The sequence below is a fragment of the Paenibacillus sp. WG02 genome (assembly GCF_055396115.1).
On record NZ_AP036016.1, the window covers coordinates 729,481 to 752,957 of the forward strand.

At 49.5% G+C, this 23,477-nt stretch carries 19 protein-coding genes, 1 rRNA gene and 2 pseudogenes; 20 read left to right on the forward strand and 2 right to left on the reverse strand.

What is annotated here, in order from left to right; translation table 11 throughout:
* Positions 1-130: 130 nt before the first annotated feature.
* The 20 genes and pseudogenes from rrf (at position 131) to ACBP55_RS03365 (ending at position 22,544) form a co-directional block, all read left to right on the forward strand.
* A 5S ribosomal RNA gene (gene rrf, locus ACBP55_RS03270) occupies positions 131-247 on the forward strand.
* 502 nt (positions 248-749) lie between these two features.
* Positions 750-1,340 carry a chromate transporter gene (locus ACBP55_RS03275; RefSeq protein ID WP_047685772.1) on the forward strand — a complete coding sequence of 197 codons (591 nt, stop codon included), beginning with the start codon at positions 750-752 and terminating at the stop codon, positions 1,338-1,340.
* A complete protein-coding gene (locus ACBP55_RS03280) occupies positions 1,337-1,870 on the forward strand; it encodes a chromate transporter (protein WP_464649744.1) in 534 nt (177 codons plus the stop codon). Before ACBP55_RS03275 ends, ACBP55_RS03280 begins: the two co-directional genes overlap by 4 nt.
* A gap of 356 nt (positions 1,871-2,226) precedes the next feature.
* A complete protein-coding gene (locus ACBP55_RS03285; protein WP_464653216.1) occupies positions 2,227-3,732 on the forward strand; it encodes an ABC transporter ATP-binding protein in 1,506 nt (501 codons plus the stop codon).
* Positions 3,733-3,773: 41 nt separating this feature from the next.
* The gene (locus tag ACBP55_RS03290; protein ID WP_464653217.1) at positions 3,774-4,850 is read left to right on the forward strand and encodes an ABC transporter permease; all 1,077 of its coding nucleotides are present in this window, start codon (positions 3,774-3,776) and stop codon (positions 4,848-4,850) included.
* A 51-nt stretch (positions 4,851-4,901) separates the two neighbouring features.
* A pseudogene (locus ACBP55_RS03295) lies at positions 4,902-5,830 on the forward strand (ABC transporter permease).
* 29 nt (positions 5,831-5,859) lie between these two features.
* The gene (locus ACBP55_RS03300; RefSeq protein WP_464649746.1) at positions 5,860-6,345 is read left to right on the forward strand and encodes a nucleoside deaminase; all 486 of its coding nucleotides are present in this window, start codon (positions 5,860-5,862) and stop codon (positions 6,343-6,345) included.
* A 624-nt stretch (positions 6,346-6,969) separates the two neighbouring features.
* Entirely contained in the window at positions 6,970-8,439 is a 1,470-nt protein-coding gene (pucL, locus tag ACBP55_RS03305) for a factor-independent urate hydroxylase (RefSeq protein WP_464649748.1), read from the forward strand.
* A complete protein-coding gene (uraH, locus tag ACBP55_RS03310) occupies positions 8,436-8,792 on the forward strand; it encodes a hydroxyisourate hydrolase (RefSeq protein ID WP_464649750.1) in 357 nt (118 codons plus the stop codon). The genes pucL and uraH overlap by 4 nt, the downstream gene beginning before the upstream one ends.
* Positions 8,793-8,840: 48 nt before the next feature.
* On the forward strand, positions 8,841-10,235 hold the full coding sequence (locus ACBP55_RS03315; RefSeq protein ID WP_464649752.1) for an allantoinase: 1,395 nt from the start codon (positions 8,841-8,843) through the stop codon (positions 10,233-10,235).
* A 1-nt stretch (position 10,236) separates the two neighbouring features.
* Positions 10,237-11,517 carry a hydantoinase/carbamoylase family amidase gene (locus ACBP55_RS03320; RefSeq protein ID WP_464653218.1) on the forward strand — a complete coding sequence of 427 codons (1,281 nt, stop codon included), beginning with the start codon at positions 10,237-10,239 and terminating at the stop codon, positions 11,515-11,517.
* Positions 11,504-12,748, forward strand: a complete 1,245-nt coding sequence (locus tag ACBP55_RS03325; RefSeq protein WP_464649754.1) for a pyridoxal-phosphate-dependent aminotransferase family protein — start codon at positions 11,504-11,506, stop codon at positions 12,746-12,748. Before ACBP55_RS03320 ends, ACBP55_RS03325 begins: the two co-directional genes overlap by 14 nt.
* Positions 12,742-14,338, forward strand: a pseudogene (ggt, locus tag ACBP55_RS03330) (gamma-glutamyltransferase). Before ACBP55_RS03325 ends, ggt begins: the two are co-directional and overlap by 7 nt.
* 34 nt (positions 14,339-14,372) lie before the next feature.
* Entirely contained in the window at positions 14,373-15,362 is a 990-nt protein-coding gene (locus ACBP55_RS03335; RefSeq protein WP_464649756.1) for an XdhC family protein, read from the forward strand.
* On the forward strand, positions 15,356-16,003 hold the full coding sequence (locus ACBP55_RS03340) for a nucleotidyltransferase family protein (protein ID WP_464649758.1): 648 nt from the start codon (positions 15,356-15,358) through the stop codon (positions 16,001-16,003). Before ACBP55_RS03335 ends, ACBP55_RS03340 begins: the two co-directional genes overlap by 7 nt.
* Before the next feature lie 576 nt (positions 16,004-16,579).
* The gene (locus ACBP55_RS03345; protein ID WP_464649760.1) at positions 16,580-17,500 is read left to right on the forward strand and encodes an FAD binding domain-containing protein; all 921 of its coding nucleotides are present in this window, start codon (positions 16,580-16,582) and stop codon (positions 17,498-17,500) included.
* Positions 17,484-19,913, forward strand: a complete 2,430-nt coding sequence (locus ACBP55_RS03350) for a molybdopterin cofactor-binding domain-containing protein (protein ID WP_464649761.1) — start codon at positions 17,484-17,486, stop codon at positions 19,911-19,913. The genes ACBP55_RS03345 and ACBP55_RS03350 overlap by 17 nt, the downstream gene beginning before the upstream one ends.
* The gene (locus tag ACBP55_RS03355; RefSeq protein ID WP_464649763.1) at positions 19,906-20,391 is read left to right on the forward strand and encodes a (2Fe-2S)-binding protein; all 486 of its coding nucleotides are present in this window, start codon (positions 19,906-19,908) and stop codon (positions 20,389-20,391) included. The genes ACBP55_RS03350 and ACBP55_RS03355 overlap by 8 nt, the downstream gene beginning before the upstream one ends.
* An 8-nt stretch (positions 20,392-20,399) precedes the next feature.
* A complete protein-coding gene (locus tag ACBP55_RS03360) occupies positions 20,400-21,545 on the forward strand; it encodes a BMP family ABC transporter substrate-binding protein (protein ID WP_464649765.1) in 1,146 nt (381 codons plus the stop codon).
* Between the two features lie 21 nt (positions 21,546-21,566).
* Positions 21,567-22,544 (forward strand): Rieske 2Fe-2S domain-containing protein, encoded by a 978-nt coding sequence (locus ACBP55_RS03365; protein WP_464649766.1) that lies wholly within the window; start codon positions 21,567-21,569, stop codon positions 22,542-22,544.
* A 187-nt stretch (positions 22,545-22,731) separates the two neighbouring features.
* Here the strand turns inward: ACBP55_RS03365 and sda are convergent, their stop codons facing one another.
* Together sda and ACBP55_RS03375 are read right to left on the reverse strand one after the other, a co-directional pair.
* Positions 22,732-22,911: a sporulation histidine kinase inhibitor Sda gene (sda, locus tag ACBP55_RS03370; protein WP_464649767.1), complete on the reverse strand. Its 180-nt coding sequence runs from the start codon at positions 22,909-22,911 to the stop codon at positions 22,732-22,734.
* 13 nt (positions 22,912-22,924) lie between these two features.
* Positions 22,925-23,362 (reverse strand): hypothetical protein, encoded by a 438-nt coding sequence (locus tag ACBP55_RS03375; protein WP_029198010.1) that lies wholly within the window; start codon positions 23,360-23,362, stop codon positions 22,925-22,927.
* Positions 23,363-23,477 lie beyond the last annotated feature (115 nt).

A 23,477-nucleotide genomic window follows, 5' to 3' on the forward strand; every position in this document is an offset into this window, starting at 1 on the left:
TCCCAACCAAGTGAAGATAAGCTTTGTAGCGAATTCCGAATACTTGATTGGGGCCCAGAAAACCTAAGCAATTCAAACCTTTACGCAAGTTTCGTATCTAGTTTTCAAGGCGCAAACCACGCTTTGACTGTTTGGTGATGATGGCGGAGGGGACCCACGCGTTCCCATCTCGAACACGACCGTTAAGCCCTCCAGCGTCGATGGTACTTGAACCGCAGGGTTCTGGGAGAGTAGAACGTTGCCAAGCACACGAAAAACCTTACAAGGAGAAATCCTCGTAAGGTTTTTTCTATTTGTCCGAGCGAACTCATAAGAGTCCGAGGGGCTAACAAAGACTTTGATGTACCGAAGTCAGTTAGCGATGTTTTACATCGTTAAGGTTCGAATTATCACAAGGATTGTTGGTATAGTGATGTTTTACATCGTTAAACTAGCTTAAACATAGAAAAAATCGGCAATCATCCATTTTAGTGATGTTTTATATCGCTATGTTTAGGATAAACACGATCGTTGATGCTTTAGCGATGTTTTACATCGTTAAACCAGCTAATAGTATGGCTTTTATCCAATTTCAAGTCAAGTCCCAAGAATTCGAGGAATCTTTGTGATTTTTACAAAGATGAGAAAAGAATTGAATGAATCCTTTCAACTTATATTACAATAAGGTTTAGTTTACTTTGTGTAGAGAGACTTTGGTCTACGACCAAAGATCCCTATAAATGGTGATACAGAGACAGGAGTGATACATAGTGGGAAATGCCTATGTTCAGATAGGTATGGCGATGTTCCGGACGGGGATATTGGGATATGGCGGTGGGCCGTCGATTGTGCCGTTGATACGGTACGAGGCGGTTACGCGATTTCAATGGATGAAGGATGAGGAATTCATGGAAGTGCTGGCGATAGCTAATACACTTCCCGGACCGATAGCAACGAAACTAGCAGGGTATCTTGGGTATCGGCTCAAAGGGGGATGGGGAGCGGCGATTGGTGTTTTGGCGCACATCGTTCCTACCTGTGTAGCCATGGTGGGGTTGTATTCGTTTATTAATTTCTTTAGTACTTCTCAAGTGATTAAAGGCATGATTGCAGCAGTTGTGCCTATTGTTGCGGTGATGTTAGGCGTGATGGCGTATGAGTTCGGAGAGAAAGCGGTAAAAGGCTTGGGTTGGGCGGCAGGTCTCACATTTTTTGTTATTTCATTCTTGCTGCTGCAGACTTTCTCTGTGCATCCGGCTATCGTTATTTTTATGTTTTTACTATATGGTGCTTTTCATCATAAGCTAAAGGACAAGTGGAGCAAGAACAAGAAGCAGCTTGGCAAAGGTGAAGGTGTATGAGTGAGTGGTGGCATTTACTTGTTAGCTTCTTTTTAGCCAATGTGTTCGGATACGGAGGAGGACCCTCGTCGATCCCGCTGATGTATCAAGAGATTGTCCCTAATCATGCTTGGATGACCAGCAGTCAATTCTCGAACATGTTAGCGCTTGGAAATGCGCTGCCTGGACCAATTGCTACGAAAATTGCTGCATATGTCGGCTTTGAAGTCGGTGGTTGGGTCGGTGTTCTAATTGCCGTGGCCGTAACGGTTGTTCCATCTATTATTGCACTCATCATTTTGCTGAATATCCTGCAGAAGTATAAGCAATCTCCGGTAATCAAAGGAATGACACTGCTTGTTCAACCTGTTATTGCGATCATGATGGTGTTGGTCACATGGAGCAGTATGGTGGAATCAACAAAAACGATAGGATACTTGCAGTTTATTGGCATTGCCGCAGTTGCTTTCTATCTCATTCAAAAGAGGAAGATTCACCCTGCGTTTGTGATTGTGGCTGGTTTCGTTTATGGTGGTATATTCCTTTCGTAATTCATTGGCATTGCATGGCTTAAGGGGCAACTTCGTTAAAGGAGGTGCTCCTTTTTGAATTCTATGTGAGTTAATTAGACACTGATTTTGGTGATGAGCACAAATAAATGTTTGTTTTTCGTTAGATACCCAAATTTGATGTCATGTTAATTGACGTTCGGGTTAACTCAACCTTATAGTGAGGTAAGATACATAGCAATTCACTTTCCAAAAAGCATGGACTTATAAGATATCCAAGAATAGTTTACAGAAACAGCAGATCCCAAAATGGGAGATGCTGTTTTGAATATATAGGGGTGTGTAAAGGACGAGAAGGAGGGGGCTCATTGCTTAAAACGGAGGGTTATTCTGTTGAGATGAACCAGATCGTCAAGCAGTTTGGTTCTGTTGTGGCTAATCATCATGTTGATTTCCGGGCAAAGGCGGGAGAGATTCATGCGTTGTTAGGTGAGAATGGAGCCGGTAAAAGCACAATGATGTGCATGCTCTCGGGTGTATATCGCCCAACAAGCGGAGAGATTCTTATCCACGGTGAGAAGGTGCGGATTCGTTCCCCTAAGGATGCGATGAATCTAGGGGTTGGCATGGTCTTTCAGAATTTTCGACTTGTTCAAACGTTAACTGCGGCGGAGAACATTGTTCTTGGGGAGTCGTCTTCGTTCTGGCGCGGTCCACGTTGGCTCGCTAAAAAGTCCGAGGAGATTGAGGCAATCTCCAAGCATTTTGGTCTACCGTTTCCGGTGGACCAGCCCATATGGCAGCTGTCGGTCGGGGAACAGCAGCGTGTTGAAATTGTGAAGACGCTCTATCGGGGAGCGGATTTCATTATTTTGGATGAACCTACCTCGGTGTTGACACCAGGTGAGGTAGATCAATTGTTTGAGACGCTGAATCGCATGAAAAATGAAGGGAAGACCGTCATTATGACGACGCATAAACTCAAGGAGGTTATGTTTGCAGCGGATCGCATTTCGGTCATGCGTAAAGGCGAGATGATCGCAACGATGGCGAAGTCAGAAACGAGTGAGAGGGATCTGGCGCAGTTAATGGTCGGCAAGGAGAACCTTGAAAGCCGCACGTTTGTTAGAGAGAAACCGCAAGGAAAGCCGATGCTTGTGGTGGGTGGTTTGGATGTGTATGCAGATCATGGACGCAAGGTGCTGGATGGGCTTCATTTTCAAGTATGTGAAGGTGAAATTGTTGGTGTTGCCGGTGTGTCTGGAAACGGGCAGAAAGAGCTTGCCGAGGTGTTAACAGGACTTCGCGTCTGGAAACAAGGCGATGTACATTTTGGAGGCAAGGCGTTGCGTAACGGTTCGGTGCGCGCGGCCATTGAGCTGGGCATTGCCCATGTGCCGGAAAACCGCATGAAGAGCGGTCTAGCAGGCAGTTTGGGCACTGTAGACAACCTGCTTTTCAAAACGTATCGTTCTCCGGAACGATCTCGATTCGGTTTACTTCGTACTGGGAGCAATCGAAGCTGGTCGCAGAAGCTTGTTGAGCTTTTCGATGTGAGGACATCGGGGATTGATGCTCCGGTTCAGCATATGTCAGGGGGCAACCAGCAGAAGCTGCTTTTTGCAAGGGAAATTGATCAAGATCCGAAGCTGATGGTCGCTGTGCATCCAACGCAGGGGCTAGATGTGGGTGCCACTGAGGGGGTGCACCAATTATTAGAGGAATTGCGCAGCAAGGGGAGTTCAGTACTCCTGATATCTGAAGATTTGGATGAGGTGCTGCAGATAGCTGACCGAATTCTAGTCATGTACGACGGGCGCATCGTGGGCAATATTCCCCGAGAAGAAGCGAGCCGTGAATATATCGGGATGTTAATGGCGGGGTCAGAGGAGGATGCAGGGTGAGCGAACAACAAACGGCTGGAACCATCCCGATAGAAAATAAAATGCCTACACGAGAAGCTAGTTTCCGTTTGCCTTACCGTTTTGAGATTGATCCTGCAGGGCCAGCGAGTCCGTGGTGGGTGACGATTGTATCCATCGTCTTGGCGCTTGTGGCCTGCGGTATTTTTATTGCTTTGAATGGCATGAATCCGATTATGGTGTATGCCAAAATGTTGAAAGGTGCTTTTGGTTCTTCCTTTGGCATTACGGAGACCCTTGTGAAGGCGATTCCGCTGCTGCTTTGCGGTCTTGGCGTGTCGATTGCGTACCGGATTTCGGTATGGAATATCGGTGCCGAGGGGCAATTTTTGGCTGGAGCGATGGCGGCTACCGCGGTTACGGTTTATTTTCCACAGCTGCCAATGTACATTTCGATTCCAACTATGGTCGCGGCGAGCATCGTAGCCGGTGGAGTCTGGGGATTGCTGACGGCGATTCCTAGGACCTATTTTCAAGTTAATGAACTAATTACATCTTTAATGTTGAATTATGTTGCTCTTCTTGCCTTAAATTATGCGGTATTCGGTCCATGGAAAGATCCGAAAGGCTTTAACTTCCCAGGAACCCCGATGCTCACCGCGGCGCAGTCATTGCCTGCTTTTGGAGCTACCCGACTTCATTTCGGGATCGTTTTTGCTATTATAGCCGTGCTGCTCTATGCCTTTATGATCCGATATACACGTTGGGGTTATGAGCTGCGCCTTATTGGTGCGAATGCGGAAGCTGCGCGGAATGCAGGAATTCGAATTTCCAGACATGTTCTCGTTGTTATGATCATTAGCGGCGGAGTGGCTGGATTAGCGGGAATGAGCGAAGTTTCCGGTGTGGCGCATCGACTTATGTATGGTATTTCGCCGGGTTATGGGTATACAGCGATTATTGTGGCTTGGCTTGCGAAGCTGAATCCGACAGGGCTGGTGATATCATCGGTACTGTTCGGAGGGCTCATTGTAGGAGGATATAGTGTGCAGACGATCGGTCTTCCTTCATCGACCTCATCTATGATTCAAGGGGCTATCCTATTTTTTCTCATTGCGGGCGGTATGGCTGGGAAAATCCGCATTCGCCGCAATAGGTGATAGGTGAGCTTGAGCTTGGATTGAAATTATGCTGAAAGGGGAGGGAATGTCGTGGATATCGTCACACAATTAATTGTTTCCGCTATCTCTTCCGGTACGCCGCTGCTCTTAGCTGTATTGGGTGGAATTCTTATCGAAAGATCCGGCGTCACACAACTAGGTGCGGAAGGGCTTATGTTAATGGGGGCAGTGACATCCTGTCTGGTCTTCATTCAAACCGGGAGCTTGCCGCTGACCCTCCTCTGTGTACTTGCAGTGGGCGGTGTTCTGGGGATGCTTCATGGATTTCTATGTGTAACCCTGCATGCCAATCAGGTCGTAAGTGGTCTAGCGATGACGATATTCGGCGCAGGTCTTAGTGCTTATCTGGGAAAGCGTGTTAGCGGTATCCCACTACCCGGAGCGGTACCGAAGCTAGATTTGCTATGGCTGGAGAGTGTGCCTTTTGTAGGGAAGGTTTTTGCGCACTTGGATCTTTTTACTTGGTTCAGCTTTGTGCTGGTTATTGTTATGCATCTGTTCATTCACCGCACATCATGGGGCTGCATCTCAGAGCGGTCGGGGATAACCCGGCAACAGCAGATGTAATGGGCATTCCCGTTATCGCGATCCGCTACGTTTGTATCATTATTGGTTCGATGTTGATTGGCATTGGCGGAGCTGATTTGCTGCTCGTGTACACACCAACTTGGAACGAAGGCATGACCTCTGGACGCGGTTGGATTGCGGTGGCGCTCATTATTTTCGCGAGATGGAATCCGGTTCGTGCTTTGGTGTGCGCTTATTTCTTCGGTGTGTTGGATACGCTGGGGTTCCGTGTGCAGCTAATTGGTAGTCATATCCCTTCTTATTTTCTGAAAATGATTCCGTACATCGTGACCATTCTGGTTCTGATGTTCCTCGGTTGGCGAAATCGAAATAAGCCTTCGGGTGCACCTGAAGCTTTAGGCGTTCCCTACATACGGGAGCAAAGATTTTAAAAAGAATCTAGGTCATTGGAGGAAGCAAAATGAGCGAGTATGCGAGCCACATTCCCTTTTTAAAAAGATGTGTAGAGTTATCTGTGTTGGCCAGAGAATCTGGTAACACGCCTTTCGGTGCGTTGCTGGTGGGGCCGACCGGGGAGATCCTGCTGGAGCATGGAAATGTTGAAATTACGCAATCGAACTGCACGGGGCACGCAGAAACTATGTTGATGGAGATTGCCTCGAAGAGATACAGTAAGAAAGAGCTATGGGCTTGTACGTTGTATACATCTACCGAACCATGTGCCATGTGCTCGGGCGCCATCTATTGGGGGAACGTGGGACGTGTCGTCTATGGCATTTCTGAAACGCTGTTAGCTGAGCTAACAGGAGATGATGAAAAGAATCCAACGTTGGACTTACCCTGTCGGGTGGTATTTGCCAGAGGAAATAAGCCGATAGAAGTCATCGGCCCTATTCCTGAGGTAGAGGCGGAGGCTGTAGCAGCGCACGAGGGGTATTGGTCTTAAAAATAGTGAGCCACTGGGGAGGTTTCTGATTCCTGGTGGCTTTTTTGTTATTTTGCTGGAGCTGAGGGAGGCATGACTCTAAATTTCGATTTTTAGAGTTGTTCAGCAGTTTCTTGATGGGAGATGGGCGGTAGTTGGTAACCAATGTTGTAATTTCTACAACAATTTACACGCTCAAAGGCTGTTTTGCATGATGGAGTTGCATTTCGTACAACATTTTGAGCTCATTTGTTGTGAATTGGTCGTTTTAGAGCCTGATTGTTGTACTTTGTGCAACATTGAGAGGAGAAAGGTGGGTTTAAGGGCTGAATTGTTGCACTTTATGCAACAACGAGGTGAGAGAGGTGAGGACAAGGGGGTGTTGTTGTACATTTTGTCACAACGAAGGGGAGAGGCGGGGATCAGGGGAGAGAGGGCATATCCGTTAGCGGATGCTGAGGCATAAACATCGATTGAGAACCCATGAGGTGCTGATTTTTTGCAAATATACAAAAAAAGTTGCTGATGTTATGAAAGTTTACAAACTTCTTTCATATAAATTGACCCATAGGGATGGCGCATTTACAATGAAACAAATCTTGATGAAGCATGGTTGGATTTTCATAGAAATAGAGGTGATGGGTAGTGAAGCTGACGCTGCATAAAGTGAATGAATTGAATCAGGAAGATTTCATCGATATGTTCGGCCCTCTATTTGAACACTCACCTTGGGTGGCAGAGCGTGCATGGAGCTCGCGGCCTTTTGCAATGGAGCAGGATTTGATCAGTGCCTTGGAACGTGAGGTTTGGCGTGCTGATCGGGTGGAGCAGCTAGCGCTGCTTAGAGCGCATCCAGACTTAGGGACGCGAGTACGGATGACGGATCATTCCGTTCAAGAGCAGTCCGGCGCCGGTCTGAACCAGTTAACAGCTGAAGAATATGAACAGTTTTTTGGACTTAACAAGCAGTATACGGATGCTTTTGCGTTTCCTTTTATCATGGCGGTCAAGGGCCAGACCAAAGAAACCATTCGAGAAGCGATTCGCACCCGGATACAGCGTGATCAGGAAGAAGAGTTAGGGAAAGCATTGCAGGAGGTTTGTAAAATAGGGCGGTTCCGACTAGAGGCACTGTTAGTCAATGAAGCGGAGGCGAAAGCGATGAAGCAAGCGAACGGATCGGAACGAATCATGTACTACGGTAAAGGTGATGTATGGGTGTATCGTTCTTATGCGAAGCCGCTGACAAATCTGACGTTAATACCGGAATCTGGGTTTACCGGACGAGATAATGTGCTGTTTGGGATGAATATTAAGGTGGCGGTTAGCGGAGAGAAGTTTTTTACTTCTTTCACGGAGGGTGACAACCGGGTGCTTGTTGCCACGGATTCTATGAAGAATTTCATCCTGCGCAAAGCTGGAGAGTATGAAGGCGCTACTGCGGAAGGGTTTCTGGAGTTCGCCGGTCGCCACTTTCTAGAGACGTACCCGCAGATGACAGGTGTGAAAATGACAGCAGATCAAGTATCTTTTGAAGTGCTGCCGGTTCCTGGTGCAAATGGATTTGACGCTAGTGATCTTGTTTACCGTTATTCGCAAAATGAACATCCAACCGCGCTGGTTGAAGTCGTGCGCACGGATGAGGGGATTGCTATCCTAGATCATGCAGGCGGCGTCGCTGACTTGAAGCTGATTAAAGTAAAAGGAAGTTCCTTCGCAGGCTTCGTTCGAGATGAATATACGACGCTTCCGGAATCTTTTGACCGTCCTTTATTTATTTTCTTAGATATTGCTTGGAATTATGAAGAAGTGGCGGACGCACTGGACTCTGACCGCGGTCGCTATGTGGCTGCTGAGCAAATTCGGGATATAGCGCATACCGTATTCCATGAACAGCATTCTCCGTCGATCCAAAATCTCATTTATCGAATCGGGCAGCGCTCGCTCACTCGTTTTCCTCAATTAAAAGAAATTCGCTTTGAGTCTAACAATCGGACATGGGAAACGATTCTCGAGCAAGCTTCCGTTGGTGAAGGTAAGGTGTTTACAGAGCCTAGACCGCCTTATGGTTTCCAAGGTTTTTCGATGACAAAAAGTGACCTCGAGGGCCTATGAGCGCTGGTTTAACATCGCACGTACTGGACATTAGCAGTGGACGACCGGCTAGTGGAGTGAGGATTGATTTGTTTCGTCTGCAAGAAGGGGGCTCAGAGCTACTTCGCTCGGAAGTGACGAATTCGGATGGTCGCCTTCAGGGGCCGATGCTTAGCGGAGATGATTTTACACCAGGAATTTATGAGCTTGTCTTTCATATAGGAGATTATTTCAGAGGAATTGGGATTGAGCTTGGAGAGCCTGCTTTCCTGGATCAAGTACCGGTTAGGTTTGGCATATCGGCCAAAGATGCTCATTATCATGTGCCGCTGCTGATCGCGCCATGGGGGTATAACACATATCGAGGAAGCTAACGTTGGCAGGAAGGCTGCAGCATAAATGAATCCGAGGGAGGGTTTCGAATGACTAACCAATATGACCTCGTAATTCGGAAGGGTACCGTAGTCCTGAGAGAGGAAGTGCGCCAGTTAGACATCGGTATTCAAGGCGGCAAAATTGCTGCGCTAGGCGAAAACCTCGTGTACTCGGAGGATACACCTTTTTATGATGCGGAGCATTTGCACATTATGCCGGGGATGGTTGATGCGCATGTTCATTTTAATGAACCAGCACTCGGTCACTGGGAAGGTTTTGCTACCGGATCAGCGGCGCTTGCGGCTGGCGGATGCACGACCTATATCGACATGCCGCTGAATGGCGTGCCTCCAACGGTTCGGCTAAGTGCACTTGAGCGGAAGCTGGAAGCGGCTGAAGGACATTCCTTGGTCGATTATGCCCTGTGGGGCGGACTTGTACCAGGAAATGTAGGCAATCTTCAAGAGCTGGCGGAAGCAGGTGTCATTGGATTTAAGGCGTTCATGTCTTGTCCTGGCGGAGAAGGGGAAGATATTTTCGCTGAGGTAGACGACCTGACCCTCCACGAAGGGATGAAAGAAATTGCCCGCTTGGGGCTAGTGCTCGCGCTGCATGCCGAAAGCGAGGAGATCGTATCCAAGCTGGCTGCGCAGGCACTTGCGGAAGGTAGACGCGGGGCGTTGGATTTCGTCGCGACGAGACCGATTGCAGCGGAGCTGGAAGCGGTGAATCGCGCACTGTTCTACGCCGAGGAGACGGGCTGCAAGCTGCACTTCGTGCATATTAGCAGCACGGAAGCTGTGCAGGCCATCACGGAAGCGAAGGCCAAAGGGCTGGACGTCACGGTGGAAACGTGTCCGCATTACTTAATTCTAACTAGCGCCGATTTGGAGCGTCTAGGTCCGGTTGCCAAATGTGCGCCTCCGCTGCGCACATCGGAAGATCAAGCTCAGCTGTGGGCAGCGCTGGCAGCTGGGCAGTTGGACTTCCTCGCCTCGGATCACTCGCCTTGCCCAACGCATATGAAGCAAGGGGATTTCTTCGAGGCGTGGGGCGGGATATCCGGCGCGCAAAGCTCGCTGGAGCTTATGCTGGACGAAGGCCACCTGCGTAGAGAGGTGCCTCTGCCTATGATATCGCGGATGTTGTCCCTTGAGCCAGCCAAGCGTTTTGGGCTGCATCCACGCAAAGGTGAAATCGCTTTAGGTGCGGATTCTGATTTTGCTCTAGTGGATATGAAGTTGAGATACTCACTTCAGGGGAGTGATTTATTTTACCGCCATAAACATAGTCCCTATGTAGGAAAAGAGTTCGGATGTCGGGTAAGGGCTACCTTCTTACGAGGTACTAAAGTGTATGAGTTAGGCGAAGGGGTTGTGGAGAAAGCGGACGGGATTTGGTTGCGCCACGCAGCCGTGATCGGAGGTGAGGAAGGTGGCTAAGATGACACCGGACTCGCTAGATTTGTTGTCTCAATACGCCGAGCAGATGCTCGATGTGCTGGAGTGGCTTTCGTCTTATGGGGCTGAATCAGCGGGGGGAGTCACTCGTTTGCTGTATACGCAGCCATGGCAGCAGGCGCAGCAGGCTCTTACCCAAAAAATGCAGCAGTTAGGGCTGGAAGCAGGCTTCGATGCCGTGGGTAATGTTTTCGGAAAATTGCAAGGAAGTAACCAAGCTTTGGAATCGGTACTCACAGGTTCTCATGTAGACACGGTGAAAAACGGCGGTAAATACGATGGGGCATACGGCGTAGTCGCCTCCATGATGGCACTTGGTTATTTGAAGGCGGCTTATGGGACGCCGAGGCGAACTCTGGAAGTGGTCTCATTCTGTGAAGAAGAGGGAAGTCGCTTCCCGCTAGCTTACTGGGGCTCTGGACATGTGACCGGTGTGAGGTCGATGACTGGAGCTTCGGAGATTGCTGATTTTGAAGGTGTGACTCTGTTTGAGGCGATGCGGCAAGCTGGATTCGACACGGCAAGCGTAGGTGAACACCCTGCGAAGCGCGAAGATATAGGCGCGTATATTGAAATTCATATCGAGCAAGGCTCTGTTTTGGAATATAAGCAGAAACAGATCGGTGTAGTAACAGCTATCGTCGGTCAAATTAGGTTGACCGTAGTGGTAAAGGGCACCTCGAATCATGCCGGGACGACTCCGATGGCGATGCGAAAAGATGCACTTGCAGGAGCTGCGGAAATGGTGACTCTAACAGAGCGGAAGGCGCTGGAGGAAGGGGAACCTCTTGTAGCTACCGTTGGCCGTTTGGAAGTGAAGCAGGGAACCTCGAACGTGGTACCGGGGGAAGTTGAATTTACGCTAGATATTCGGCATACTGACGAGTGGAAGATGGATGCTTTTCGTGCGAGATTGCTAGCTGAGTTTGAATTAATAGCTGAGCGAAGAGATCTTCAAATAGATACAATTGAACATTTACACGCTTCACCTGTGGCGATGCATGAAGGGATTTCGGCGGAAATTGAAGCTGCCTGTGATGCCCATGGATTCGAGAGTATGCAGCTGCCAAGCGGGGCAGGGCATGATGCTCAGCTGTTTGGGCCGATATGTCCGACAGCGATGATCCTCGTTCCAAGTCGAGCAGGCATTAGCCACAGTCCTCATGAGTTTACGGACCCGGCCGATTTGGTCGCAGGGTTCCAAGTGCTAGTGCATGTGTTATACCAATATGGCTATGGGGGGAAAGTAGATGAAATCTTATAAAGACTTGTCGCCCTCGCTGCGAACGATCATGACCCCTGGACCTGTAGAGGTCGACCCGCGGGTACTGCGGGCGATGTCTTATCCGATTCTGGGACAATTCGATCCTGAATTCACTGAACTGATGAATGAGACGATGGAAATGCTTCGCGATGTATTTCAAACCAAAAATCAATGGGCTTTTCCGATAGATGGCACCTCGCGTTCAGGAATAGAAGCTGTTCTAGTGAGTGTGATTGAACCGGGGGACAAGGTGCTTGTTCCTATATATGGGCGCTTTGGCAATCTGCTTGTGGAAATCTCGGAACGCTGCGGTGCAGAGGTTGTCCTATTGGAGAGAGAATGGGGCACGGTGTTCGATCCAGAGGAAATCATCGCTGCCATACACCGGGAAAAACCGAGCATCGTCGCGATCGTCCACGGCGAAACATCCACAGGTTGTATCCAACCATTTGATGGGATCGGAGCAGCCTGCCGTGAAGTGGATGCTCTGCTTGTTGTTGATGCCGTCGCTACGATTGGCGGAGTCCCGGTAAAAACAGACGAATGGCAGCTGGATGCTGTTATTGGCGGAACGCAAAAGTGTTTATCCGTCCCATCCGGGATGTCGCCAATCACCTATAACGAGCGAGTCGAAGCCAAGGTGCTGCGGCGCAAAACCATTGAACGGGGACTGCGTGAGAAAGGCTCGGCGGTGTCAGCTGGGAAGCCAGTTGCGAGCAACTATTTCGACCTCGGCCAGCTTCAAGACTACTGGAGTCCGAAACGGCTCAATCATCATACGGAGGCAACTTCGATGCTGTACGCTTTGCGCGAGGGCTTGCGTCTTGTCCTGCAGGAAGGACTGGAAAATCGATACCGTCGTCATCAGCGTCATGAGGCTGCGTTAGTTGCAGGGCTTCAGGCAATGGGCTTAACGCTATATGGGGATCCTAACTGTAAGCTGACGGTTGTAACTTGCATCCGTATTCCAGATGGAATCGCTGGTGAATCTGTGCGTTCGATGCTGTTAAACAGCTTCGGCATTGAAATCGCCAGTTCTTTCGGACCATTGAAGGGTCAAATTTGGCGAATCGGCACGATGGGATTTAGCTGTAATCAAAAAAACGTGCTCCATGTGCTCGGTGCACTGGAAGCAGTTCTCCTATGGCACGGCGCCGATATTACAGTCGGCAAGGCTTTGCAAGCAGCATTAACGTTATATGCTCGGAAAGAGGAGGAACTGCCATGTTAAACATCATGCCGCGAGCCGAGCGTGCCATGATCGCTACGCCCCATTATTTGGCTAGCAGTGTGGGGAGTGCTATTTTGCAGCAGGGAGGCAATGCGTTTGATAGCGCGATTGCGATCAGTGCGACACTAGGAGTCGTCTACCCGCATATGACGGGGCTTGGCGGTGATGCTTTTTTCCTCATGCACGATGCTGCGACGGGCACTTTTACGGGCTTTAATGGAAGCGGGAAGTCAGCCGCGCAGGCGACGCCTGATTTTTATAAAGATAAAGGGTTAAATACGATTCCGCAAAGAGGCATTCTAAGCGCGATAACCGTTCCGGGAATGGTCGATGCCTGGTGGCAAGTATGGGAGAAGTACGGGAAGCTGCCTTGGGAGAAGCTGCTCGATCCAGCGATTGCTTATGCGGAAAAGGGTTTTCCTATTTCGCGTAATTTGCTTTTTTGGATGCGCAAGGACGAGGCTTTCATTCGGGCTTCCGAACGGTTGAGTGCCATATATATGGCAGGCGGCGAGCTTTTGAAAGAAGGAGATCGTCTTGTTCAGAAAGACATGGCCCAAACGTTACGTATAGTTCAACGAGAAGGTAAAGAGGCCTTTTATAAGGGTTCTTTGATGCAGACTGTTGTTGATAGCATTCAGCGGGATGGCGGATTGCTGCAGGAAGATGATTTCCGTATGTATTCGGGAGAATGGGTGGAATTGCTTTCAACAACCTACCGAGGGTATGACATTTATCAAATGCCGCCGAATTCACAAGGATTCACAGCGCTCATGATGATGAATATGCTGGAAAATATAGAGGTTAGTGCGGTTCCGAGGGCCTCCGCGAATTTCTATCATATGATGTCAGAAGTGATCAAAAAGGCGTTCAAAGACCGTGATCTTTACTTGACGGATCCCTATTTTCGGGAAATTCCGCTGGAGCGTTTGCTTTCAAAAGCCTATGCGGCGGAGCTCTGGAATGAGATTCAAGCGGAACCGCTCAAGGTGAGTGAACATCTGTCACCAGCGATCGGGCAGGATACGGCCTATGCGGCTGTTGTTGATGATGAAGGGAATTCAGTCTCGTTTATACAAAGCCTATATTTCGACTTCGGTGCTGCTTATGTACCGGGCGATACGGGCATTATTATGCAAAATCGCGGTTCTTTTTTCTCACTGGATCCCGCATGCGCGAACGTTCTAGAGCCCAATAAAAGGTCATTTCATACGTTAATGCCTGCTATGGTGAGCAAAGAGGGGAAACCTTATATGCTTTTCGGCACACAAGGCGGAGAAGGTGAGCCCGCAAACACAGCTTTCCATACTGACAGGCGTGTTGGATTATGGTTTGTCCATTCAAGAAGCTATATCGCTACCGCGTTGGGTATATGGCCGTACGTGGGGGGAAGATGGCGATGCGCTGAAGCTCGAGCACCGTTTGGATGGCGATGTGTATGCGCGTTTGAAAAGATGGGGACATCGTGTTGAACCCGTGAACCCTTGGGATGGGATTATGGGGCAAGCGCAGGGTATTGTGATTGATGAGAAAGGTTTCATGAGCGGTGCTGCAGATCCTCGGGGTGACGGTTTAGCGATCGGTTGGTAGGAGGTTAAATCCATAAAGCGAGGTGCGATGCGTGATGGAGGCTTATGACATTTTGCAAGCGGTGGAGAGTAATGCGCAGGCGCGTGTATTAGCGACAGTTATTCATGTGGAAGGCCATGCTTATCGCAAGCAGGGAGCGATGATGCTGCTGATGGCGGATGAAAGCTCGCTGGGCAGTATTTCTCCAGGCTGTTTGGAAGCGGATCTATCCGCATACGTACCTGCTGTATGGGAGTCGCAAAAACCGCAAATGGTGGAGTACGACATGAGACCGGCGGACGATTTCGGCTGGGGTGCAACGATTGGGTGCGGCGGGTTGATTCGTATTCTGCTGGAGCCTGTTTCCGGGGAATTGCTTGTAAACTTGCTGGTAGTGAAAGCTAGCCTGGACCGCGGGGAGGCCGTGCACCTGCTGCGCACCTTCTCGGATGGGTATTCGAATATAACCTATACGTTGTGTGATCCTGATGAGGGAGCGCCTTCAGACCGCCAAGCTGTGTACGCCTCATTGTTTACGCCGAAGCCGAGGGTTATTGTGTTTGGGGCGAATCCTGATGCGATGCCGCTTGCCCAAATGGCGGCAAGTGTTGGGTTTCGCGTGGTGGTAGCGGACTGGCGGGAGGCTTTCTGCAATGTGGAGCGTTTTCCGGGGGCTGAGACGGTCGTGGCTTTTCCAGAGCAATTGGTGGAACAACTGAAGCTGAATGCGCAGGATTATGTCATCGTCATGAGTCACCAGTTTGAGAAGGATTCAGCTTTTGTGAGGGGAGCAATGGAGTCAAGCCTGCGCTACCTGGGTATCATGGGTTCGAGGGATCGAACGGAGAAGATGCTTGAAGGACTGGAGCGGCCGGATTGTCTGCATTATCCCGTTGGTTTAAAAATTGGCTCGGAAGGCCCTGTTGAAAATGCAGTCAGCATAGTTGCTGAGCTGATACGTATGAAGCGTGGTGTTCGCACGACTGAAGAGTGGGCCTCCTCTGTAGCCATGAGGCGAGATATCCAAAGCTGCCGCCTATGGTGAGTACTAGGAAGAAAAAGATCGTTGGCGTGTACTTGGCGGCAGGCAGCAGCAGACGGATGGGGACAGCGAAGCAGTCGTTAGAAATGGCTGAAGGCGTTCGACTTGGCGGGGTTGCATTGCTGCAAGCTCTTCATTCCGAACTGCATAGTGTGGTTGTAGTCGTGCGTGTTGGTGATTCCTTAGAATGGTTGCCGGAAGAAGCTCACATGCACATGTTATTAGGCAGATGCCGTATTGAGAAATGTGAGGATGCTCAAAGCGGGATGGCGCACTCGCTGCGCACGGGGATTCAGGCGGCAAAAGAGATGGGCGCTGATGGCATCTTAGTCCTGTTGGCGGATCAGCCTTTCGTAGATGGTCAGATGCTACTAAGCCTTATGAATGCGTTTAATAAGGAAGCGGGTTGCGATTATATCGCCAGCGGGGATAAGGGGATTCCGAAGCCTCCTGTTATTTTGGGGCGAGGGATGTGGCCAGCGGCTGCTGCCTTGGAAGGGGATGCCGGAGCGCGTTCCTTGTTTCACTTGCCAGCATACCGTGGTCAAATTGTGGAAGAGGAAAATCCGTTGAAATTTATGGATGTTGACACATTGGATGGCTATGAACAAGCGAAAAAAATCTTTTTGCACCAATATATGTGAACTTAAATAACATAAAAGAGAGAGTGAGTGCATTATTACTAATAATGCGCTATTTTTTTATACAAAAACACAAATTAATGTTAAGTAAGTTGACGCAGTTTTTGAAAATTGTTTATAGTATATCTAATTTATATGCGGATGGTTTTTGAGAAACGAAGTATGGGGAAACTCAGTAACGCTCCTAAGTAAGGATGTCTTAAATAAACGAAACAGTGTGAAGCAGCAATCAAAGTAAATTGTCATGCGTAGGCATAACACCGAAATTCGATTTTAGAGTCATTCAGCTTTCGTGAGGGTAGATGGGCTATAGCGGTTACCAATGTTGTATTTTCTGCAACAATTTCCCCGTCTAAAGGCTATTTTGCGACTTGAAGTTGCATTTTGTACAACATTTCGAGCCCATTTGTTACGAAATGGCCAATATTGGGCCAAATTGTTGTACATAATGCAACAACGAAGGGTGAGAGGCGAGATTTAGGCAGAAATTGTTGCACTTTTTACAACATCATTCAATCGCGAATAGGGATTCACTCATCCAGTAACCTCGTATCTATTGTGATTTAAGGAGGGTTGTTCATGTCAGTTCCTTTGTATCAGCTGCCTGAGCAGCAGCCTTCAGTATGGCAGCCAACTAGCGTAGAGGAAGCCATGCGTTTGAAGCATAAATGGGGAGATGATTCGGTACTCATCGCTGGGGGGACCTGGCTGCGTACTCGCTGGGAAAACGGTCAGTCACCGCTCCCGCAGCATCTCATTAGCCTTGGAAATATCTCCTCTCTCTCGGGATTAACGGTCAATTCTCTAGGGCGAATTCATATAGGTCCAGCCCTTTGTTTAGCAGATTTGATGAAAAATGAGTTGGTTAGACAACGATGCGGGCTCCTAGTGCAAGCCTGCTCGGAGATCGCAGCGCCCTCTGTACGGAATTTAGCCTCTATCGGAGGCAACGTAATGTCCCGAACGGGGGATCTCATTCCTGTATTGCTTGTCATGGATGCTCAAATCATTTGCTCGGATGGGCAGAATGAACGGTCAATCGCGCTGATGGAGTGGCTGGGTAGTCCGATTTCGAGCCAGAACGAGGTAATGACTGGGATCGAGGTGCCATCACATGAACAGATTAATGCGGAAGAGGGAAGCAGCTACGAATTTTATCTAAAGGTTGGACGCAGAGAAGCGTTCACCCCATCGGTTGTAACCGTAGCTGGAAGATTAGCACTAGGAACAGATGGAACCCTCGCAAGTATTGCATTAGCTGCGGGTGGAGGTAGTGCTGTTCCAGCAAGGTTCAAGGATTTGGAGGCTGCTGCCATGGGTCAGCCTTTATCCAAGGAGCTTCTGAAGTATCTGCATAAAGGAGTGTTCGCGGAATTCGATGCTGTGGCTGATGATTATGCGGGTGTGACTTATCGCAAGCAAACAGCGGCGAATCTCATCGTTTCTGAATGCTATAAAGCGTGGCAAAAAGGGGGCGGAGCGGATGCTCCTAGGTCGTGATACGTATGCAAAAAAGTGGATTATCCGACCTGACGGTGAAGAGAAGGTAACCGGAAAGCTCCGATATCTCACGGATTTAACAGCACCCGGCATGCTGCATGGGAAGGTGCTTCGCAGTCGTTACCCCCATGCCTGGATTCTTTCCATAGATACAAGCAAGGCGATAATGATTCCGGGTGTGCGCGTCGTGGTAACGGCAGAAGATGTGCCCGGTATGAATTTATTCGGCATTGCCTTCCCGCATCAGCCTGTATTCTGTCATGATCGGGTTCGTTACATTGGAGATGCTTTGGCGGCGGTAGCTGCGGATTCGGAAGAGATCGCGGAATATGCGCTCAGCCTGATCGAGGTTGTTTACGAGCCGTTGCCTGTTGTAGATGATCCGGAAACGGCGCTAGATGCTGGCGCTATTAGGCTGCATCCCGATGGGAATCTGCTGCACCGAACCAGCTTGAAGCACGGGGAGGCGGAAACGGCGTTCGAGGGGTGTGCGCATATTGTTGACGAGACGTATTATACGCCTCGTCAAATGCACACCTACATGGAAACAGAGGGCGGCTTATTCATCCTAGAGGATGACGGTCGATTGACGGTTTACTCGCCGACGCAGCATGGTTATAAGGATCGGATGCAGCTGTCAAGGATACTAGCGATGGATGAGGAGCAAATTCGGGTCGTATCCAGTCCGATTGGCGGATCATTCGGCGGTAAGGATGAGCTCAATGTACAGCCGTTCGGTGCCTTGATGGCACTGAAGACGGGATCTCCGATCAAGATGCACAATTCGCGTCGTGAATCGGTCATATCGGGTATCAAACGGCATCCGATGCGGATTAGGATGAAGACCGGCGTGGATAAAGAGGGACGTCTTGTCGCACATCAGGTCAGCATCCTTGCTGATACAGGCGCCTATGCGACCCTGGGTTGTGAGGTTTTGAATTTTGCTACGGAACATGCGATAGGACCTTACACCATTCCGAATATAGATGTTCAGGGTACGAGTGTATACACGAATAACGGCGTATCCGGTGAGTTTCGGGGCTTTGGCGGCAATCAGGTGATTTTTGCCGTTGAGAGCCAGATCGAGCGGTTAGCCGAGAAGCTCGGTATGGACTCTTGGGAGCTGCGCAAGCTGAACTTGCGTGCTCCGGGCGACCCGGGACCGATGGGACAGCAGATTGTGCAAACCGAGGGCGCGGACCAAGTGTGGAGCAAGGTGAAGGAGTCGCCGCTCTGGGCGAAGCGCGAGAAGCCGGAGCGGGGAGGCGTTGGAGCGGTACAGCATAGCGATGGCGAAAAGCAGCAAGATCATGCGGCGTGGCAGCAAGGTGTAGAGCGAGAGGTGCAGCAGGATCCAGCGGAGAGGTTGCAAGGTGTAGAGAGGGATCATAAGAGCGAAGATCAAGCCCCGTGGATCCGCCGAGGCGTCGGCGCAGCGATAGTGATGCACGGCGCCGGGCTCGGCCTAGGCATACCGGATCACTCCGGCGGCCGCATCGAGCTTACGCCGGAGGGCAAGATCCAGGCCTCCTTCGGCTTCGAGGAGTTCGGGCAAGGGCTTTATGCAGCGCTCACGTTGATGCTGCAAGACTTTTTCGGCTGCACCGCCGAAGACGTCCGCATCGTCATCGGAGATACGGATCGCGTGCCGAGCAGCGGATCCAGCACCGCTTCACGCGCCACCACGATGATGTGGCGCGCCCTGCAGCGGCTGAAGCCGCCGTTCGTGCAGGCGCTGCTTCAGCAGGCGTCTGCACTCGCCGGCCTCGCAGCCGAAGAGCTGGCAACCGGCGCAGGCGGGATTCATCGCAAGGGCGATGAAGCGGGCAAGCCGGTTGTGACGTATGCGGAGTTGGCGGAGGCTGCGGAGGCAGCAGCCCAGCCGATCATCGCGCATACGGAGTTCGACTACCCTACGACGCCCGAAGGGCTGGTCGGGGCTCATTATTTATACTCCTACGCATCCGTCATCGTGGAAGTGGAAGTCAACATGCTGACGGGGCGGGTGAAGGTGCTGCAAACCGATCACGTCATTGCAGCCGGTCCTGTTATTAATCCGATGGGGTTCCTCGGGCAGATCGAGGGCGGCAGCGTGATGGCGCTGGGATACACGTTGACCGAGGATGCCGTCATGAAGGACAGCAATTACGTCCGGCATAATTTGGACACGTATCTGGTCCCAACCTTCAAGGATAGCCCTCCTACCATTCGAGTAGAAGCGATCGAAGATTTGCCCGAAGGGGATACATTTGGCCCGCGCGGGGTTGGCGAAATCGGTTCCGTCGGTTTGGCCCCGGCCATTACCGCAGCGGTTCGGCAAGCAACGGGGATCTGGGTAAATCGACTTCCGATTTCACCGGAAGACATCGTGCAGTCCATCGACTGGTTGGAAGGGGTGGAGGCCATTGATTAATACAACTTATGTGCTGGAATGTTCCATTAACGGTAAGGCTGTCGCAGTGCCGGTCCCTGCTTCCAAACGGATGTCGGATATCCTGCGCGATGACTTGCTTTTAACAGGAACCAAAGTTTCTTGTGAGATTGGACGCTGCGGCGCCTGCATGGTACTGCTTGATGGTAAACCCGTAAATTCTTGTCTGCTTATGGCTTATCAAGCGGCGGGTAAGGAAGTAACGACCATTGAGGGGATATCGACAGGGGAAGAACTGCATCCCGTTCAGCAAGCAATGTTAGAGGAAGGAGGGCTGCAGTGCGGTTATTGCACCGCTGGTATGGTCGTTACGCTTACGGCTCTATGGGAAGAGAATCCTACCCCGACTAGGGCGGAGGCCGAAGAGGCACTGTGCGGCAATATATGCCGATGCACGGGCTATGAAGGCATTTTCAGAGCTGTAGAAAGATGTGGTTTGTCGATAAAAAGAGAGGGGTAGAAGCCATTATGACAAAAAAATGGATGTTTTCCTTAACAGCTATCTTACTTATGATCCTAACCGCTTGCTCTGGACAATCAACAACGACTAGCACCACGACTGCACCTAATGCGTCCCCTGCTTCAACCCCAGCTGGAAGTTCAACGCCGCAAGCAGAGAAAAAACTGCCTAGAGTCGCCTTTGTTTATATCGGAGTTCCCGGTGATGGAGGCTGGACCTACGAGCATGATCAAGGCCGTATAATGTTGGAAAAAGAGCTCGGCATCAAAGCGACAACGGTTGAAAATATCCCTGAAGGTCCTGATGCGGAGCGTGTTTTCGAAGAGTTGGCACAGAAGAATGATATTATTTTCGGAACCTCCTTTGGTTATATGGATGCGATGTACAATGTAGCTCAAAAGCACCCGAAGGTCACATTCCTGCATTCAACTGGCTATAAAACACTGCCTAACCTAGGGACATACATGGGGCGCGAATATCAAAGTGCTTACCTCGTAGGTATGGCTGCCGGTAAAATGACCAAGAACAATCACATGGGTTATGTCGGCGCATTCCCAATTCCAGAAGTTATTTATACCATTAATGCTTTTACCCTTGGCGCACAAAGCGTTAATCCGGATATTGATGTGTCTGTGGTTTGGAGCAATACTTGGTTCGATCCGGCGACAGAGAAGCAAGCTGCGATTTCTTTGCTGGATAAAGGCGTTGATGTGCTGGCTGCGTACCAAGACTCACCTGCAAGTATTCAAGCAGCAGCAGAACGTAAAGTTTGGGGGATTGGAAACGATTCGGACATGGGCAGATTTGCGCCTGAGACGTATATTTCGAACCCGAAATGGAACTGGGGGCCTTACTATGTGCAGACGGTTAAAAGTGTCATGGACGGGACTTGGAAATCCAGCGCGTATTTTGGAAGCATGAAAGAAGGCATTACAGATATAGCTCCTCTAGGCAAAAATGTGCCAGCCGACGTTAAGGCCCTCATTGAGAAGAAGAAACAAGAAATCTTGAACGGTACTTTCGACGTATTCCAAGGGCCTATCGTGGACCAAGATGGCAAGACGCGTTTTGAACAGGGGAAAAAGATGACAGACGAGGAGATTCTGGGCACAACCTGGTTTGTTAAGGGCATTAAAGGTGTTATTCCTAAATAAGCATGAAAGGATGTTAGGACGATGACGATACAAGATCTTGCTTTGATGGACGAGTGGCATCCGGTGTTGTTGTCGTCAGATCTGTTAGATAAGCCTGTGCCTGTCATCGTGTTAGGCGAAAAAGTGGCTGTATTCCGTACTTCGCAAGGCGTCCACGCCTTCAAGGACTTATGCATACATCGGGGAGTACCGTTATCGCTGGGCAAAGTGAAGGGGGATGAACTCGTCTGTGCTTACCACGGTTGGTCTTACAACGGCTGCGGTACTTGCACGCGAATTCCGTCTCTGCCTGCAGATCGAGCGATTCCCTCCAAGGCGAAAGCGTTCGTCTATGCATGTTTAGAGGTACACGGTTTCATCTGGGTGAGCTTGGGTACACCGGTTCATTCTCTGCCGAAAGTGAGTGTGTTTATCCCTGACGGCTTCAAAGAAGTCATCATGGGACCCTATACGCTGCAAGCTGCAGGGCCTCGTATCATAGAGAACTTCCTCGATGTATCCCATTTGATGTTTGTTCATGAGGGTCTGCTGGGTGATAGTGAATTCGCCGAAATTGGGGATTATCAGGTTTATGAGGAGGATGGTGTCCTTACTTCAGAGGAAATCGTCGTCTACCAACCCGATCCGGATGGAACGGGGCGCGGCGTACATAGCCGATACGTCTACGAAGTGTTCGGTCCGCTCTGTGTCGCTTTTACCAAAAGAGATCGCGATACGGATCATATCTTTCGGTTGTTCTTGATAGTGCTGCCGGAAACGGAGAAGACGAGCAAAGCGTTCATGTTGAAGCAGAGGAACTATGCTTATGAGGAACCTGACGAGGTTTTCGTTCAGTTCCAAGATCTGCTCATCGAGCAGGATCGTGAAATGGTCGAAAACCAGAAGCCCGAGCTGCTGCCGCTCGATCTTCAAGCGGAGCTGCATCTGAATACTGATCGCTTGAGCATCGCGTACCGCAAGCGGCTTCGGGAACTGGGCGTCACCTTTGGGACGGCTTAGGGGTTAAACGGAAAGCTGCGGCGCATGGGTGAAGAACCGGAGTGGTTCTTCTCTCATGCGCCGCAGCATTTTTTGTTCGTAGATATGAAAGTATAAGTTTATACTTTTGCTTCGCATCTACCTTGACAAACGCGCTCGTCCGAGTGGGACGACGGAGTCGTTTATCCTTGCAATGGAGCTGAAACTTTTATTCGATCAATTCGTCTGCTATTTTTTCGGATTCAAAATGATTAGTAGACAAATTATCGATGTTTAACTTCCGTTTTTGTATTTCCAGAAAGAGTGTATGTATAAATTCTTTATCAAGTTGCAGATCTATAGAACTTAAATATGCGCTGATGAGCCCTTGGGAACTAAGTGATTTCATTATGTTTTCCCCGTTATCTTTTTTTTCGGCTATTCTTCATTAGCGTCATTCTCCTGGAATGGCGCAGCCAAGAATAATAGGCTCGTAAGTCACGCAATTCCATGGTTTTAGACATAAATCCGAGGAAAGTGATGATAATCATTCTATGTACAGGCTTGCCTGTCAGATCCGTTTCATTCTCCATCTCCGTAAATTGCACAACCATTAGTAAATCATCGTCGATGACGTACACATCTTCTTCATTGCGGTAGTAGGATGCTATTTTGCCGCTCTTCAGCTTATCCCACAAAAACTTGCATATATCCTCTATTTTTGTTTGTTCACCTTCCACACGAGAGATCCATCGACTATGGGCATGATGGGTGATGACAATATCGACGATTTTTTTATCAGCTAGTTCGATATAGAAGGGATCATAGGTACTCCATCGACTCATTATTTTATCTTTCATACCTTGAACTCCTTTCTTCTTATGCATAAAAAGAACCAAGTTTGTTTTTCTTCCATATATATACTTATTATCATAAAGTTAACTTGTAATTGAGGCATCACATAAATCATTTCAC